The sequence below is a fragment of the Streptomyces ziwulingensis genome, assembly GCF_039542605.1.
In the GTDB taxonomy this organism is placed as follows: domain Bacteria; phylum Actinomycetota; class Actinomycetes; order Streptomycetales; family Streptomycetaceae; genus Streptomyces; species Streptomyces ziwulingensis.
The window spans coordinates 21,262-35,610 of the sequence record NZ_BAABIG010000062.1 but is presented as its reverse complement, the minus strand read 5'-3'; the positions used below and the strand labels follow the sequence as shown (position 1 = coordinate 35,610).

Here is a 14,349-nt window from a genome sequence, read left to right as displayed (position 1 = left end):
GCGTGGCCCCGGTGCGGGCGCCCGGCCATGCGGAGTACGCCGAACGGGTGAACCCGGTTTGGGTCGCAGAACATGCGTCCGGTGCCCGCCTCCCGTTGACTGACCGGACCCGGAGGGAACGCGGAGGAGCCCATGACCACGCCGTCGGACGCGGCCGCGCCACCGGCCGGGCGGTCGCCGCGGGAGACCGTGCTCGACCCCCGCTACCTGCGGCTGCTGCTGCTGTGCGTCCTGCTGGGGGTGCCGGTGGCCCTCGCCTGCTTCTTCTTCGTCGGGCTCCAGCACCTGCTCCAGCACTGGGTGTGGACCTCGCTGCCCGAGGCGGCCGGCTACGCCCGTCCGCCCTGGTGGTGGCCGCTGCCCGCGCTGGCCCTGGCGGGCCTGCTGCTGGCGCCGGTCGTGACCCGGATGCCGGGCGGCGGCGGCCATCTGCCGGTGGACGGGCTGGGCGGCGCGCCGGTGGGCCCGAAGGCGCTGCCCGGAGCGGTGCTGGCCGCGCTGGCCGGCCTGCCGCTGGGCGTGGTGCTCGGGCCGGAGGCGCCGCTGATGGCCGTCGGCAGCGGGCTGGCGCTGCTCGCGGTACGCCGGTCCGCCCCGCCCGACCCGGAGGTGCGCGCGGTCCTCGCGACGGCCGGTTCGACCGCCGCCATCTCCACCATCCTCGGCGGCCCGCTGGTCGCGGCGGTCCTGCTCATCGAGGGTGCCGGGCTGGCCGGCGCGAAGCTGGCCGCCCTGCTGCTGCCCTGTCTGCTGGCCAGCGCGGCCGGAGCGCTGGTCTTCACCGGCTTCGGCGACTGGACCGGGCTGAAGATCGGCGCGCTCTCCCTCCAGGACCTGCCGCCGCGGGCCGGCCCGGACGCGGGCGACTTCCTGTGGGGCGTGCCGGTGGCGGCCCTGATCGCGGTACTGATCGCGCTGGGCCGGGAACTGGGACGCTCCACGGTGACCTGGACGCGCCGGAACACCGCCTCACGGACCGTGCTGTGCGCCACGGCGGTCGGGGGCTGTCTCGCCGTCTACGCCCTGGTCACCGGACGTTCCCCGGCCGAGGCGGCGCTCTCCGGGCAGGCGGCGCTCGCCCAGCTCGCCGCGGCTCCGCACGCCTGGTCGGTGGGCGCGCTGCTCGCGCTCGTCGCCTGCAAGGGGCTGGCCTGGGGCATCGCGCTGGGCAGCCTGCGCGGCGGCCCGATCTTCCCGGCCGTCCTGCTGGGCACGGCGACGGCCATGGCCTGCTCGGGCCTGCCGGGGCTCGGTACGACACCGGCCCTCGCCCTGGGCATCTCCGCCGCCGCGTCGGCGGTGACCGGGCTGCCGCTGGCCGGCGCGGTACTGGCGGTACTGCTGCTGGGCGGTGACGCCCACGACCAGACGCCGCTGATCGTCACCGCGTCGGTCGTCGCCTTCCTCGTCGCCCGGCTGATGCGGCGCGGCCGGCCGCCGGAGCAGGCGGGAGGGGCACGGTGACCCGGGGGCCGGGACCGGGGCCGGGGCGGGGGCGGGGGCGGTCCACCGGGGACGCCGGCCCGCCGGGGCGGGTCCGGGGCGCGTGGCGGTGGGTACGGCCGTGGCTGCTGCGGGGGGCCGTCGCGGTGGTCGTGGTCGCCGCGTACTTCCTGCTCCCCCTGGACCGGCTGGGCCCCGAGCGGCCCGTCGTGAGCTGGGTGGTGTTCACGCTGGTCCTCGCCCTGGTGGCGGCGCTGCTGCTGCGCCAGGTCCGGCACGTCCTCACCGACCGCCCCGAGACCCGGCCCGGCCTCGCCATCGCCCTGCTGATGGTGCTCTCCCTGCACGTCTTCGCGGCCGCCTACTACGCCCTCGCCAAGGAGCCGGGCCAGTTCTCGGGGCTCCGCACCCGCCTGGACGGCCTGTACTTCACCGTCGTCACGCTCGCCACCGTCGGGTACGGGGACATCACCCCCCGGGGACAGTCGGCCCGCGTGGTCACGGTCGTGCAGATCGTGTACACGTTCGTCTTCCTGACGGCCTCCGCCACGGCCCTGACCCAGCGGGTGCGCAACCTGGTGGTCCGGCGGCTGGAACGGGACGGACGCGGCTGATCTGGCACCCGGCCCGTCGGGCCCGTCCGCCTGCCCCGCGAGGCGGACCTGCTTGTCAGCGTCCCCGTCGGCGCACTACTGTCACCACGCCTTGGTGAACGGGAAATCGGTGCGATACCGGTGCGGCCCTCGCCACTGTGATCGGGAAGTCCGGCTCCGGCCCCCTCGGGGGCAGCCACTGGGTCCCAGGGGATGTCCCCCTGGTCCGGGAAGGCGGAGCACGGGCGGTGGTACCCGTCAGCCAGGAGACCGGCCAAGGCGCGTCGTCCATCCACGAGGTGCTGGAGAGGGTCTGCTGAGCCATGCACATAGCCGAGGGCTTTCTGCCTCCGGCGCACGCGATCGCCTGGAGTGTCGCGTCCGCGCCGTTCGTCGTCCACGGAGTCCGCTCCCTCACGCGTGAGGTCCGAGAGCACCCGGAGAGCACTCTGCTCCTCGGCGCCTCCGGTGCCTTCACCTTCGTCCTGTCCGCGCTGAAGATCCCGTCGGTGACCGGGAGTTGCTCCCACCCCACCGGCACCGGGCTGGGCGCCGTCCTGTTCCGGCCGCCGATCATGGCGGTGCTCGGCACCATCACCCTGCTGTTCCAGGCGCTGCTGCTGGCGCACGGCGGCCTGACCACGCTCGGCGCCAACGTCTTCTCCATGGCGATCGTCGGCCCCTGGGCCGGATACGCCGTCTACCGGCTGCTGCGCCGCTACGACGCGCCGCTGATGGCGGCGGTGTTCTTCGGCGCGTTCGTCGCCGACCTGTCCACGTACTGCGTGACCAGCGTGCAGTTGGCGCTGGCCTTCCCCGACCCGGGCAGCGGGTTCTGGGGCGCGCTCGGCAAGTTCGGCTCCATCTTCGCCGTCACGCAGATCCCGCTCGCGGTCAGCGAGGGGCTGCTCACCGTGCTGGTGATGCGGCTGCTGGTGCAGTCCAGCAAGGGCGAACTGACCCGCCTCGGCGTGCTGCTGACGCGACCGGCGAAAAGCGAGACCGGCGAGAAGGACGAGACGGGCGAGAAGGGCGAGAAGCAGGAGGTGGTGGCCCCGTGAAGCGCCACACGAAGATCAACGCACTGCTGCTGCTCGCGGTGGCCGCGCTCGCCGTGTTCCCGCTGGTGTTCGGCCTCGGCGACCACAAGGAGGAGCCGTTCGCGGGTGCGGACGCCGAGGCGGAGACGGCGATCACCGAGATCAGCCCGGACTACGAGCCGTGGTTCTCGCCGCTGTACGAACCACCCTCCGGGGAGGTCGAGTCGGCGCTGTTCGCCCTCCAGGCCGCGCTCGGCGCCGGTGTGCTGGCGTACTACTTCGGGGTGCGCCGGGGCCGCCGCCAGGGCGAGGAACGGGCCCTGGCGGCCCGGCAGGACACCCACGCGGCTCCCGGGGCCGGCGGGGCCGAGATTCACGGGGTCGAGGTTCATGGCGCCCACGACGTCCACGAGGACGCCTGAGTGCTGCCGATCGACGCGGCGGCGCACAGCAGCCGCTGGCGCCGCCGCCACCCCGTGGACAAGGCCGTGCTCGGGCTGGGCCTCACGGTGCTCGCGATCTCCCTGCCGGCCTGGCCGGGGGCGGCGCTGGTGCTGGTGACGGCGGTGGCCGTGCTGCTCGGCCCGGCGGGTGTCCCCCCGCGCGCGCTCTGGCGGGCCTACCGGGTGCCGCTGGGCTTCTGCCTGACGGGCGCGCTGCCGCTGCTGGTACGGGTCGGCGGCCCGGACGGTTTCGTGGGCGCCGCCCCGGACGGGCCGGTCCGCGCCGCCGAGCTGCTGCTGCGCACCTCGGCGGCGTCCCTCGGGGTGCTCCTGTTCGCCTTCACCACCCCGATGTCCGACCTGCTGCCCCGGCTGGTGCGGGCCGGGGTGCCGGCACCGGTCGTGGACGTCGCGCTGGTGACGTACCGGATGAGCTTCCTGCTCCTGGACTCGGTGCGGCGCGTCCGCCGGTCGCAGGCGGCGCGGCTCGGGCACACCACGCGGGCGGCGGCCTGGCGTTCGCTCGGCGGGCTGGCCGCGACCGCGTTCGTGCGGGCCTTCGACCGGGCGGCGCGGCTCCAGGCGGGGCTGGCCGGGCGCGGCTACGACGGCACCCTGCGCGTCCTGGTGCCCGAGTCCCGCGTCTCGGTCCGCTTCACGGCCGCGAGCCTGGCGCTGCTCGCCGCCCTGACCACCCTCACCCTCCTCCTGAAACCCGCGCTGACATCCGTACTGACATCCGTACTGGCACCCGTACCGGAGAGGTCCCTGCCGTGAGCGAGTCCGGCGCCCTGGTCGCCCTGCGGGGCGCGTCCTTCGCCTACGAGGAGGGCCCGGTCGTGCTCGACGGCCTGGACTTCGACGTCCGCGAGGGCCGCGCGCTCGCCCTGCTGGGCCGCAACGGCAGCGGCAAGACGACGCTGATGCGGCTGCTCAGCGGCGGACTGCGCCCGCGTACGGGGTGGTTGTCGGTCGACGGCCGGCGGGTGAGGTACGACCGCGAGGGGCTGACCCGGCTGCGGACCGCGGTCCAGTTGGTGGTGCAGGACCCCGACGACCAGCTCTTCGCCGCCTCCGTCGCGCAGGACGTGTCCTTCGGGCCGCTCAACCTCGGGCTGCCGGACCCGGAGGTACGGGCCCGGGTGGCGCGGGCGCTCGACGCGCTGGACATCGCCGCGCTGGCGGACCGGCCCACGCATCTGCTGTCGTACGGGCAGCGCAAGCGGGCCGCGATCGCCGGTGCCGTCGCGATGCGGCCGCGGGTGCTGATCCTCGACGAGCCGACGGCCGGGCTGGACCCGGACGGACAGGAACGGCTGCTGGCCACCCTCGACGGGCTCCGCGCGGCCGGTACGACGGTGGTGATGGCGACCCACGACGTCGACCTGGCCCTGCGCTGGGCCGACGACGCGGCCCTGCTCACCCCCGAGGGCGCGCACACCGGGCCCGCGGCCGCCACGCTGGCCCGTACGGACCTGCTCGCGCGGGCGGGTCTGCGGCTGCCCTGGGGGGTGGCGGCGGCGCACCTCCTGTGCGCCCAGGGCCTGCTGTCGGACCCGGCGAAGGGGCCGCGGACGGCGGAGGAACTGGCCGCGGTGGCCGGAACGCACCGGGTCCCGGCCGCCGACCGGCGCACCGGCCGGCCACCCGCCTGACCCGTTTCCCGGGCGGTTAAGCATCGCGGGTCACGCTTTCGAAGAGAACAAGGTCACAATCATGCCCTCTGCTCCTCGTCCGCCCTCCTGCCCTAGCATCCGAGCATGACGGTCCTGCCTGACGACGGGCTCTCCCTCGCGGCCGAGTTCCCCGACCCGACACATGAGCAGTGGCAGCACCTCGTGGCCGGTGTGCTGCGCAAGTCGGGCGCGGAGGTCTCGGACGCCGAGGCGGAGCACAAGCTGTCCACCGCACTGGAGGACGGGCTGCGCACCCGGCCCCTGTACACCGCGCGCGACACCGCGCCCGACCCCGGCCCGCCCGGTTTCGCGCCCTTCGTCCGCGGAGGCCGCGCCGAGGGGAACACCGGCGGCGGCTGGGACGTGCGCCAGCGCCACACCACCGCCGACGCGAGCACCGTCCTCGCCGATCTGGAGAACGGCGTCACCTCGCTGTGGCTCGCCGTCGGCGAGGGGTCCGGCATCGAGGTCGCCGCGCTCGGCTCCGTGCTGGACGGCGTCCACCTGGACCTGGCCCCGGTGATCCTGGACGCCGGCGCCGAGACCGGTCCGGCCGCGCGCCGGCTGCTCGGCCTGTACGAGGAGCGGGGCGTCGCGGCGGACGCCGTGCGCGGCAACCTGGGCGCCGACCCGCTGGGCCACGAGGCCCGCACCGGCCGCCCGTACGACTTCGCCGCCGCGGCCGAGGAGGTCCGGCTCCGCGCCGACCGGTATCCGGGGCTGCGGGCGATGACGGTGGACGCCCTGCCGTACCACGAGGCGGGGGGCTCGGCGGCACAGGAGCTGGGCTGCGCGCTGGCGACCGGGGTGGCCTACCTGCGCGAGCTGACCGGCGCCGGGCTCAGTGTCGAACAGGCTTGCGCGCAACTGGAGTTCCGGTACGCGGCCACCGCGGATCAGTTCCTGACCGTCGCCAAGCTGCGGGCGGCGCGGCGGCTGTGGGCGCGGGTGGCCGAGGTCAGCGGGGCGCCCCGGGCGGGTGCCCAGCTCCAGCACGCGGTGACCTCACCGGTGATGATGACCCGCCGCGACCCGTATGTGAACATGCTGCGCACCACCGTCGCCGCGCTGGCCGCCGGGGTCGGCGGGGCGGACGCCGTGACCGTGCTCCCCTTCGACCACTCGCTCGGCTCGCCGGACGCCTTCGCGCGCCGCATCGCCCGCAACACCTCGACCATCCTCATCGAGGAGTCGCACCTGTCCCGGGTGATCGACCCGGCGGGCGGTTCCTGGTACGTGGAGCGGCTCACCGATGAACTGGCGCACTCCGCCTGGGAGTTCTTCCAGGGCATCGAGCGGGCGGGTGGACAGGGCGCGGCGCTGCGGTCCGGGGCGATCGGCGAGCGCGTCGCCGAGACCTGGGCGGCGCGGAGCGTGAAGCTGGCGAAGCGGCGGGAGCCGGTGACGGGGGTCAGCGAGTTCCCGCACCTGGCCGAGAAGCCGGTGGTGCGCGCTCCGGCGCCCGAGCCGCTGTCCGGGGGGCTGCCCCGGGTGCGGCGGGACGAGGCGTTCGAGGCGCTGCGGGCCCGTTCCGACGCCCACCTCGCCGCGACCGGCGCCCGGCCCCGGGTGTACCTGGCCGCCCTCGGCCCGGCCGCCGCCCACACCGCCCGGCTCTCCTTCGCCGCCAACCTCTTCCAGGCCGGCGGCATCGAGCCGGTGACCGAGGGACCGTTCGAGGAGAGCGGGGCGGCCGAGGTGTGCCTGTGCTCCAGTGACGCGGTGTACGAGGAGCAGGCCGGGGCGGCCGTGCAGCGGCTGCGCGCCGCGGGTGCCGGGCACGTGTTCCTGGCCGGCCGTCCCGGGGCGTACCCGGGCGTCGACACCCATGTCTTCGCCGGCTGCGACGCCGTGTCCGTGCTGACCGCCACGCTCGACCGCATGGGAGTGTCCTGATGACAGCGCCGGGTATCCCCGACTTCTCGTCGGTCGAGCTGGGGACGCCGGCCGTCGACGCCGGGCCCGAGGAGTGGCGTACGGCGGTGAAGAAGGCCACCGGCGGCGACGACCTGCCCTGGGAGACGCCGGAGGGCATCGCGGTCAAGCCGCTGTACACCGGGCAGGACCTGGAGGGCCTGGACTTCCTCGGCACCTACCCGGGCATCGCCCCGTACCTGCGCGGCCCGTACCCGACGATGTACGTCAACCAGCCCTGGACGATCCGGCAGTACGCGGGGTTCTCCACGGCCGAGGAGTCCAACGCCTTCTACCGGCGCAACCTCGCGGCCGGGCAGAAGGGCCTCTCCGTCGCCTTCGACCTGCCCACCCACCGCGGCTACGACAGCGACCACCCGCGGGTCACCGGTGACGTCGGCATGGCGGGCGTGGCCATCGACTCGATCCTGGACATGCGGCAGCTCTTCGACGGCATCCCGCTGGACCGGATGACGGTGTCGATGACGATGAACGGCGCGGTGCTGCCGGTGCTGGCGCTGTACATCGTGGCCGCCGAGGAGCAGGGGGTGGCGCCGGAGAAGCTGGCCGGGACCATCCAGAACGACATCCTCAAGGAGTTCATGGTCCGCAACACCTACATCTACCCGCCGAAGCCGTCGATGCGGATCATCTCCGACATCTTCGCGTACACCTCGCGGCGGATGCCCCGCTACAACTCGATCTCCATCTCCGGCTACCACATCCAGGAGGCCGGGGCCACCGCCGACCTGGAACTGGCGTACACCCTCGCGGACGGCGTGGAGTACATCCGGGCCGGGCGGGAGGCGGGCCTGGACGTGGACGCGTTCGCGCCCCGGCTGTCGTTCTTCTGGGCGATCGGCATGAACTTCTTCATGGAGATCGCCAAGCTCCGCGCGGCCCGGCTGCTGTGGGCGAAGCTGGTGAAGCAGTTCGACCCGCAGAACGCCAAGTCGCTGTCGCTGCGCACCCATTCGCAGACCTCGGGCTGGTCGCTGACCGCGCAGGACGTCTTCAACAACGTCACGCGTACCTGCGTGGAGGCGATGGCCGCCACCCAGGGCCACACCCAGTCGCTGCACACCAACGCCCTCGACGAGGCGCTCGCGCTGCCCACCGACTTCTCCGCCCGCATCGCCCGCAACACCCAGCTCCTCATCCAGCAGGAGTCGGGCACCAACCGGGTGATCGACCCGTGGGGCGGCAGCGCGTACGTGGAGAAGCTGACCTACGACCTGGCGCGGCGCGCCTGGCAGCACATCCAGGAGGTGGAGGCGGCGGGCGGCATGGCGCAGGCCATCGACGCCGGCATCCCCAAGCTGCGGGTGGAGGAGGCCGCCGCCCGCACCCAGGCGCGGATCGACTCCGGGCGGCAGCCGGTGATCGGCGTGAACAAGTACCGGGTGGAGACCGACGAGCGGATCGACGTCCGCGCGGTCGACAACTCCTCGGTCCGCGCCCAGCAGCTCGCCAAGCTGCGCAGGCTGCGCGAGGAGCGGGACGAGGGCGCCTGCCGGGCCGCGCTGGAGGCGCTGACCCGGGCGGCCGACGGTGAGGGCAACCTGCTGGAGCTGGCCGTGGACGCCGCCCGCGCCAAGGCCACAGTGGGCGAGATCTCGGACGCGCTGGAGAAGGTGTACGGGCGGCACGCCGGGCAGATCCGTACGATCTCCGGTGTGTACCGGGGCGAGGCAGGAGCGTCGACCGGCGTGGACCGCACCCGCGCGCTGGTGGACTCCTTCGCCGAGGCCGAGGGCCGCCGGCCGCGCATCCTGGTCGCCAAGATGGGCCAGGACGGCCACGACCGCGGCCAGAAGGTGATCGCGACCGCCTTCGCCGACCTCGGCTTCGACGTGGACGTCGGCCCGCTCTTCCAGACCCCGGCCGAGGTGGCCCGGCAGGCCGTCGAGGCCGACGTGCACATCGTCGGGGTGTCCTCGCTGGCCGCCGGTCACCTCACCCTCGTCCCGGCCCTGCGCGAGCGGCTCGCCGAGGAGGGCCGCGAGGACATCATGGTCGTGGTGGGCGGCGTGATCCCGCCGCAGGACGTGCCGACCCTGCTGGAGATGGGCGCGGCCGCGGTCTTCCCGCCGGGGACGGTGATCCCGGACGCCGCGTACGACCTGGTGGCGCGCCTCGCGGCGGACCTCGGTCACGGCGACGGCTGAGGCACCGGCGCGATGGCCATGGACCTGGACACGTACGTCAAGGGTGTCCTGGACGGCAAGCGGGCGGTGATCGCGCGGGCGATCACCCTCGTGGAGTCCACCCGCCCCCAGCACCGGGCGCTCGCCCAGGAACTGCTGACCCGGCTGCTGCCACACAGCGGCAAGGCCCGGCGGATCGGGGTCAGCGGGGTGCCCGGGGTGGGCAAGTCGACGTTCGTGGACACCTTCGGCACGATGCTGACCGGGCTCGGGCACCGGGTGGCGGTGCTCGCGGTGGACCCCTCCTCCAGCCGGACCGGCGGGTCGATCCTCGGCGACAAGACCCGGATGGAACGCCTGGCCGTCGACCCGGCGGCGTTCGTCCGCCCCTCCCCCACCGCGGGCACCCTCGGCGGGGTGGCGAAGGCGACCCGCGAGTCGATCGTGGTGATGGAGGCCGCCGGGTACGACGTGGTGCTCGTCGAGACGGTCGGGGTCGGCCAGTCCGAGACGGCCGTCGCCGACATGGTCGACACCTTCCTGCTGCTCACCCTGGCCCGTACCGGCGACCAGTTGCAGGGCATCAAGAAGGGCGTCCTGGAACTGGCCGACGTGATCGCCGTGAACAAGGCGGACGGCCCGCACGAACGGGACGCGCGGGCGGCGGCCCGGGAACTGGCGGGCGCCCTGCGGCTGATGCACGGCAAGGACGCGTTCTGGACCCCGCCGGTGCTCAGTTGCAGTGCCCGGGAGTCGACCGGCCTGGACACCGTCTGGGACCGGCTGGAGCAGCACCGCACGCTGCTGGACTCCTCCGGGCGGCTCGCCGAGCGGCGCCGCGACCAGCAGGTCCACTGGGCCTGGACCATGGTCCGCGACGAACTGCTGGGCCGGCTGCACGCCGATCCGGCCGTCCGTTCCCTGGCCCCGGGCCTTGAGCGCCGGGTGCGGGACGGGGAGCTGACGGCCACCCGGGCGGCCGAGGAGATCCTGGCCGCCTTCCGGTGGGACGCCGGAGGACGGTAGGTATGCTCGCGGCCGGGCCCACCGCCCGACGACCACTCCGACCAGCGCGAGCGGCGAGACCACCGAGAGCAGCGAGAACGCCACCGTGACGACGTACGACCACGTACACGACCACGCGGACCACGTGTACGACTACGAGAAGGACGGCGCGGAGATCTACCGGCGGTCCTTCGCCACCATCCGCGCGGAGGCCGGTCTCGGCTCCCTGCCCGAGGACGTCGGCCGGGTCGCGGTCCGCATGATCCACGCCTGTGGCATGGTCGACCTCGTCGAGGACCTGGCGTACTCGCCGGACGTGGTGCGGCGCGCCCGCGCCGCGCTGCGCGCCGGGGCGCCCGTCCTGTGCGACGTGCGGATGGTGGCGGCCGGCGTCACCCGGGCCCGGCTGCCCGCGGCCAACGAGGTGCTGTGCACCCTCTCCGACCCGGCCGTCCCCGAGCTGGCGGCGCGGCTCGGCACGACCCGCAGCGCCGCCGCGCTGGAGCTGTGGCGGGAGCGGCTGGACGGTGCCGTGGTCGCCGTCGGCAACGCGCCCACGGCCCTGTTCCGGCTGCTGGAGATGGTCGGTCAGGGAGGTGCGGGGGCGCCCCGGCCGGCCGCCGTCATCGGGGTGCCGGTCGGCTTCGTCGGGGCCGCCGAGTCCAAGGACGCCCTCGCCGCCAACCCGTTCGGCCTGGAGTACCTGGTGGTGCGCGGCCGGCGCGGGGGAAGCGCGATGGCCGCCGCCGCGGTCAACGCGCTCGCCTGCGAGGAGGAGTGAGCGGCGGCCGTGGTGCCGGGCACTGAACCGGGTGCGGGGCGGGGTCAGAGGGCGAGCCGGCGCACCGCGTCCAGCGGGTCGCAGGCCACCGGCACCCCGGCGGGCAGCGGCGGCCTGCGCACCACGACCACCGGCAGGCCCGCCTCGCGGGCGGCCGTCAGTTTCGGCGCGGTCGCCGCTCCCCCGCTGTCCTTGGTGACCAGCACGTCGATCCGGTGCCGGCGCAGCACCTCGCGCTCCCCGGCGAGGGAGAACGGGCCCCGGTCGAGCAGTACCTCCATGCGCGGCGGGTACGGCGGCTCGGGCGCCTCCACGGACCGTACGAGGAACCAGAGGCCGTCCGGGGCGGCGAAGGCGGCCAGTCCCATCCGGCCGGTGGTGAGGAACACCCGCGTGCCGAGGGCGGGCAGCAGCGCGGCGGCCTCCGTCAGGGAACCGGCCTCGTGCCAGCGGTCCCCCTCGACCGGCGTCCAGCCGGGGCGGCGCAGGGCGAGCAGCGGCACACCGGTGGCGGCGGCGGCGCGGGCCGCGTTGCGGCTGATGCCCGCGGCGAAGGGGTGGGTGGCGTCGACGAGGGCGTCCACCGCGTGCCCGCGCAGCCAGTCGGCGAGCCCGCCGGCGCCGCCGAAGCCGCCGACGCGCAGCTCACCGGGCGGCGTCCGGGGCGCGGCCACCCGTCCCGCCAGCGAGGTGGTCACCCGCAGGTCCGGCCGTGCGGTGCCGGCCAGCAGTTCGGCCAGACGGCGGGCCTCACCGGTCCCCCCGAGGATCAGCACATGCACGGCTCCCCCTGCGGCGGGCTCGTCATTCGGTTCCCTTCCAGGTGGTGCGGCATGAGCAGCGAGGCCAGGGGCGGTCGCGGCGCCCAACTGAAGCACACCGGTCTGCGGCCCGGCTGGACCACCGGTGCCTGCGCGACCGCGGCGACCACCGCCGCGTACACCGCCTGGCTCACCGGCGACTTCCCCGACCCGGTGACGATCACCCTGCCCCGGGGGCAGACGCCGGCGTTCGCGCTCGCCGCCGAGGAGCTGACGGAGACCTCCGCGATGGCGGGGATCGTGAAGGACGCGGGCGACGACCCGGACGTCACGCACGGGGCGCTGGTCCGGGCGACGGTACGGCCGCTGCCCGCCGGCACCGGCGTCGTCTTCCGGGCGGGCCCCGGCGTGGGCACGGTCACCAGACCCGGACTGCCGCTCCCGGTCGGCGAGCCGGCCGTCAACCCCGTACCGCGCCGCATGATGCGCGAGCACGTCGCGCGCGTCGCCGAACGGTACGGCGGCAGCGGCGACGTGGAGATCACCGTCTCCGTCGACGACGGCGAGGAACTCGCCCGCTCCACCTGGAACCCCCGGCTCGGCATCCTCGGCGGCCTCTCCGTGCTGGGCACCACCGGGATCGTGGTGCCGTACTCGTGCTCGGCGTGGATCGACTCGATCCGGCGCGGGGTGGACGTGGCGCGGGCCGCCGGGCGCACCCATGTCGCCGGCTGCACCGGCTCGACCTCGGAGAGGACGGTCGTCGCCGAGTACGGGCTGCCCGAGGAGGCGCTGCTGGACATGGGCGACTTCGCGGGCGCGGTGCTCAAGTACGTACGGCGCCACCCGGTGGACCGCCTGACCCTGTGCGGCGGTTTCGCCAAGCTCTCCAAACTCGCGGCGGGCCACCTCGACCTGCACTCCGCCCGCTCCCAGGTCGACAAGGCGCTGCTGGCCCGGCTCGCCCGGCAGGGCGGCGCGGACGGGACGCTGGCCGCCGCGGTGGCCGCCGCCCACACCGGCCTGGAGGCGCTGGGGCTGTGCCGGGCGGCCGGCGTACCGCTCGGCGACCTGGTGGCCACGGCCGCCCGCGACGAGGCGCTGGCCGTACTGCGCGGCGCACCGGTCACGGTGGACGTGCTCTGCATCGACCGGGCCGGGACGGTGGTGGGCCGCAGCGACGGGTGAGCGGGGGCGGCGGTCAGCGGGCGGGGCCGTCCTGGGCGTCACCGGTCTTCTGTACGGCCCACTGCGTCACCGGCATCGCCTGCCGCCACCCGGTGAAGCCGCCCACCGGTACGGCGTGCGCGACGGCGAGGCGGACCAGTTCGCCGCCGTGCAGCCGGCGGGCGTCGGCGAGCAGCGCCTCCGACTCCAGCGTGACGGTGTTGGCGACCAGCCGGCCGCCGGCCGGGAGCGCCTCCCAGCAGGTCCGGAGCAGCCCCGGTTCGGTGAGTCCGCCGCCGACGAACACCGCGTCGGGCGGCGGGAGTTGCGTCAGTACGGCGGGCGCGGCGCCGGTGACGACGCGCAGGCCGGGGACACCGAGCCGGTCGGCGTTGCGGACGATGCGCGCGGCCCGCCCGGGGTCGCGTTCGACAGTGACCGCCCGGCAGGAGGGGTGGGTGCGCAGCCACTCGATCGCGACCGAGCCGGAGCCGCCGCCGATGTCCCACAGCAGTTCGCCGGGGGCCGGGGCGAGCGCGCCGAGGGTCGCGGCACGCACCTGCCGCTTGGTGAGCTGTCCGTCGTGCTCGTACGCCGTGTCCGGCAGGCCCGGCACCGCGCCCAGGCGCAGGGCGTCCGGGGCGCGGCGGCACTCGACGGCGACGACGTTGAGGGGGTCGCCGGCCGGGTGCGTCCAGTCCTCGGCGGCGGTCTCGTCGCCGGTGTGCTCCTCCGGGGCGCCGAGCCGTTCGAGCACCCGCAGGCGGCTCGGCCCGAAGCCCCGGTCGCGCAGGAGGGCGGCGACGGCGGCCGGGGTGGTGGCGTCGGCGCTCAGTACGAGCAGCCGGCGGCCGTGGTGCAGGGCGGCGGCGAGCCGGGCCGCCGGGCGGCCGACGAGCGTGACCACCTCCACGTCCTCCAGCGGCCAGCCGAGCCGGGCGGCGGCGTAGGAGACGGACGAGGGGTGCGGCAGGACGTGCACGGCACCGGCGCCCAGTACCTCGGTGAGGGCGCGTCCGATGCCGTAGAACATGGGATCGCCGCTGGCCAGCACGGCGATCCGGCGGCCGGTGTGCGCGGCGAGCAGGCCGGGGACGGCGGGCCGCAGCGGCGAGGGCCAGGCGATCCGCTCCCCGGCGCACTCGGGCGGCAGCAGGTCCAGTTGGCGGGGGCCGCCGATCAGGACCTCCGCGTCGCGCAGGACGGTGTGGGAGGCGGCGGGGACACCCGGCCAGCCGTCGGCCCCGATCCCGACGACGGTCACGGCGGCGGGGGTGGCGGGGCGGGCGGGGCGGGCGGGGCGCACGGCTCGTTCCTCGGGGCTCACGTCTCGGGTCTCACGTCTCGGGGCGGGGACCTCGCACTTTACGGGGCGGTGG

At 75.2% G+C, this 14,349-nt stretch carries 13 protein-coding genes and 1 riboswitch; of the genes, 11 read left to right on the top strand and 2 right to left on the bottom strand.

Features of this window, described 5'->3' with window-relative positions; genetic code table 11:
• The first annotated feature begins 132 nt into the window (after positions 1-132).
• The 10 genes from ABEB00_RS27940 (at position 133) to ABEB00_RS27895 (ending at position 11,042) form a co-directional block, all read left to right on the top strand.
• A complete protein-coding gene (locus ABEB00_RS27940; protein WP_345623183.1) occupies positions 133-1,464 on the top strand; it encodes a voltage-gated chloride channel family protein in 1,332 nt (443 codons plus the stop codon).
• A gap of 104 nt (positions 1,465-1,568) precedes the next feature.
• Entirely contained in the window at positions 1,569-2,057 is a 489-nt protein-coding gene (locus tag ABEB00_RS27935; protein WP_345623201.1) for a potassium channel family protein, read from the top strand.
• A gap of 75 nt (positions 2,058-2,132) precedes the next feature.
• A riboswitch (cobalamin riboswitch) is annotated at positions 2,133-2,329 on the top strand.
• 30 nt (positions 2,330-2,359) lie between these two features.
• Entirely contained in the window at positions 2,360-3,097 is a 738-nt protein-coding gene (locus tag ABEB00_RS27930; RefSeq protein WP_345623182.1) for an energy-coupling factor ABC transporter permease, read from the top strand.
• On the top strand, positions 3,094-3,498 hold the full coding sequence (locus tag ABEB00_RS27925; RefSeq protein WP_345623181.1) for an energy-coupling factor ABC transporter substrate-binding protein: 405 nt from the start codon (positions 3,094-3,096) through the stop codon (positions 3,496-3,498). The genes ABEB00_RS27930 and ABEB00_RS27925 overlap by 4 nt, the downstream gene beginning before the upstream one ends.
• Entirely contained in the window at positions 3,499-4,296 is a 798-nt protein-coding gene (cbiQ, locus tag ABEB00_RS27920) for a cobalt ECF transporter T component CbiQ (protein WP_345623180.1), read from the top strand.
• Positions 4,293-5,174, top strand: coding sequence for an energy-coupling factor ABC transporter ATP-binding protein (locus ABEB00_RS27915; RefSeq protein WP_345623179.1), 882 nt, complete (start codon positions 4,293-4,295; stop codon positions 5,172-5,174). The genes cbiQ and ABEB00_RS27915 overlap by 4 nt, the downstream gene beginning before the upstream one ends.
• Before the next feature lie 105 nt (positions 5,175-5,279).
• Positions 5,280-7,091, top strand: a complete 1,812-nt coding sequence (locus tag ABEB00_RS27910) for a methylmalonyl-CoA mutase family protein (protein WP_345623178.1) — start codon at positions 5,280-5,282, stop codon at positions 7,089-7,091.
• The gene (gene scpA, locus ABEB00_RS27905) at positions 7,091-9,277 is read left to right on the top strand and encodes a methylmalonyl-CoA mutase (RefSeq protein WP_345623177.1); all 2,187 of its coding nucleotides are present in this window, start codon (positions 7,091-7,093) and stop codon (positions 9,275-9,277) included. The genes ABEB00_RS27910 and scpA overlap by 1 nt, the downstream gene beginning before the upstream one ends.
• Before the next feature lie 12 nt (positions 9,278-9,289).
• Complete coding sequence (gene meaB / locus ABEB00_RS27900) at positions 9,290-10,282, top strand: methylmalonyl Co-A mutase-associated GTPase MeaB (protein WP_345623176.1); 993 nt, start codon at positions 9,290-9,292, stop codon at positions 10,280-10,282.
• A gap of 85 nt (positions 10,283-10,367) precedes the next feature.
• Positions 10,368-11,042, top strand: a complete 675-nt coding sequence (locus ABEB00_RS27895) for a precorrin-8X methylmutase (protein WP_345623175.1) — start codon at positions 10,368-10,370, stop codon at positions 11,040-11,042.
• 44 nt (positions 11,043-11,086) lie between these two features.
• On the opposite strand, the gene ABEB00_RS27890 is transcribed toward ABEB00_RS27895, so the two are convergent.
• A complete protein-coding gene (locus tag ABEB00_RS27890; protein ID WP_345623174.1) occupies positions 11,087-11,824 on the bottom strand; it encodes a cobalt-precorrin-6A reductase in 738 nt (245 codons plus the stop codon).
• A gap of 51 nt (positions 11,825-11,875) precedes the next feature.
• Between ABEB00_RS27890 and ABEB00_RS27885 the strand changes: the two genes are divergently transcribed.
• On the top strand, positions 11,876-12,991 hold the full coding sequence (locus ABEB00_RS27885) for a cobalt-precorrin-5B (C(1))-methyltransferase (RefSeq protein WP_345623173.1): 1,116 nt from the start codon (positions 11,876-11,878) through the stop codon (positions 12,989-12,991).
• Between the two features lie 13 nt (positions 12,992-13,004).
• On the opposite strand, the gene cbiE is transcribed toward ABEB00_RS27885, so the two are convergent.
• Positions 13,005-14,276, bottom strand: a complete 1,272-nt coding sequence (gene cbiE / locus ABEB00_RS27880; RefSeq protein WP_425586579.1) for a precorrin-6y C5,15-methyltransferase (decarboxylating) subunit CbiE — start codon at positions 14,274-14,276, stop codon at positions 13,005-13,007.
• Positions 14,277-14,349: the final 73 nt, after the last annotated feature.

Excerpts from the sequence above, each read along its gene's own strand:
- ABEB00_RS27930 (WP_345623182.1), top strand. The coding sequence starts at position 2,360 with ATGCACATAGCCGAGGGCTTTCTGCCTCCGGCGCACGCGATCGCCTGG.
- scpA (WP_345623177.1), top strand. The coding sequence starts at position 7,091 with ATGACAGCGCCGGGTATCCCCGACTTCTCGTCGGTCGAGCTGGGGACG.
- meaB (WP_345623176.1), top strand. The coding sequence starts at position 9,290 with ATGGCCATGGACCTGGACACGTACGTCAAGGGTGTCCTGGACGGCAAG.
- ABEB00_RS27910 (WP_345623178.1), top strand. The coding sequence starts at position 5,280 with ATGACGGTCCTGCCTGACGACGGGCTCTCCCTCGCGGCCGAGTTCCCC.
- ABEB00_RS27885 (WP_345623173.1), top strand. The coding sequence starts at position 11,876 with ATGAGCAGCGAGGCCAGGGGCGGTCGCGGCGCCCAACTGAAGCACACC.
- ABEB00_RS27940 (WP_345623183.1), top strand. The coding sequence starts at position 133 with ATGACCACGCCGTCGGACGCGGCCGCGCCACCGGCCGGGCGGTCGCCG.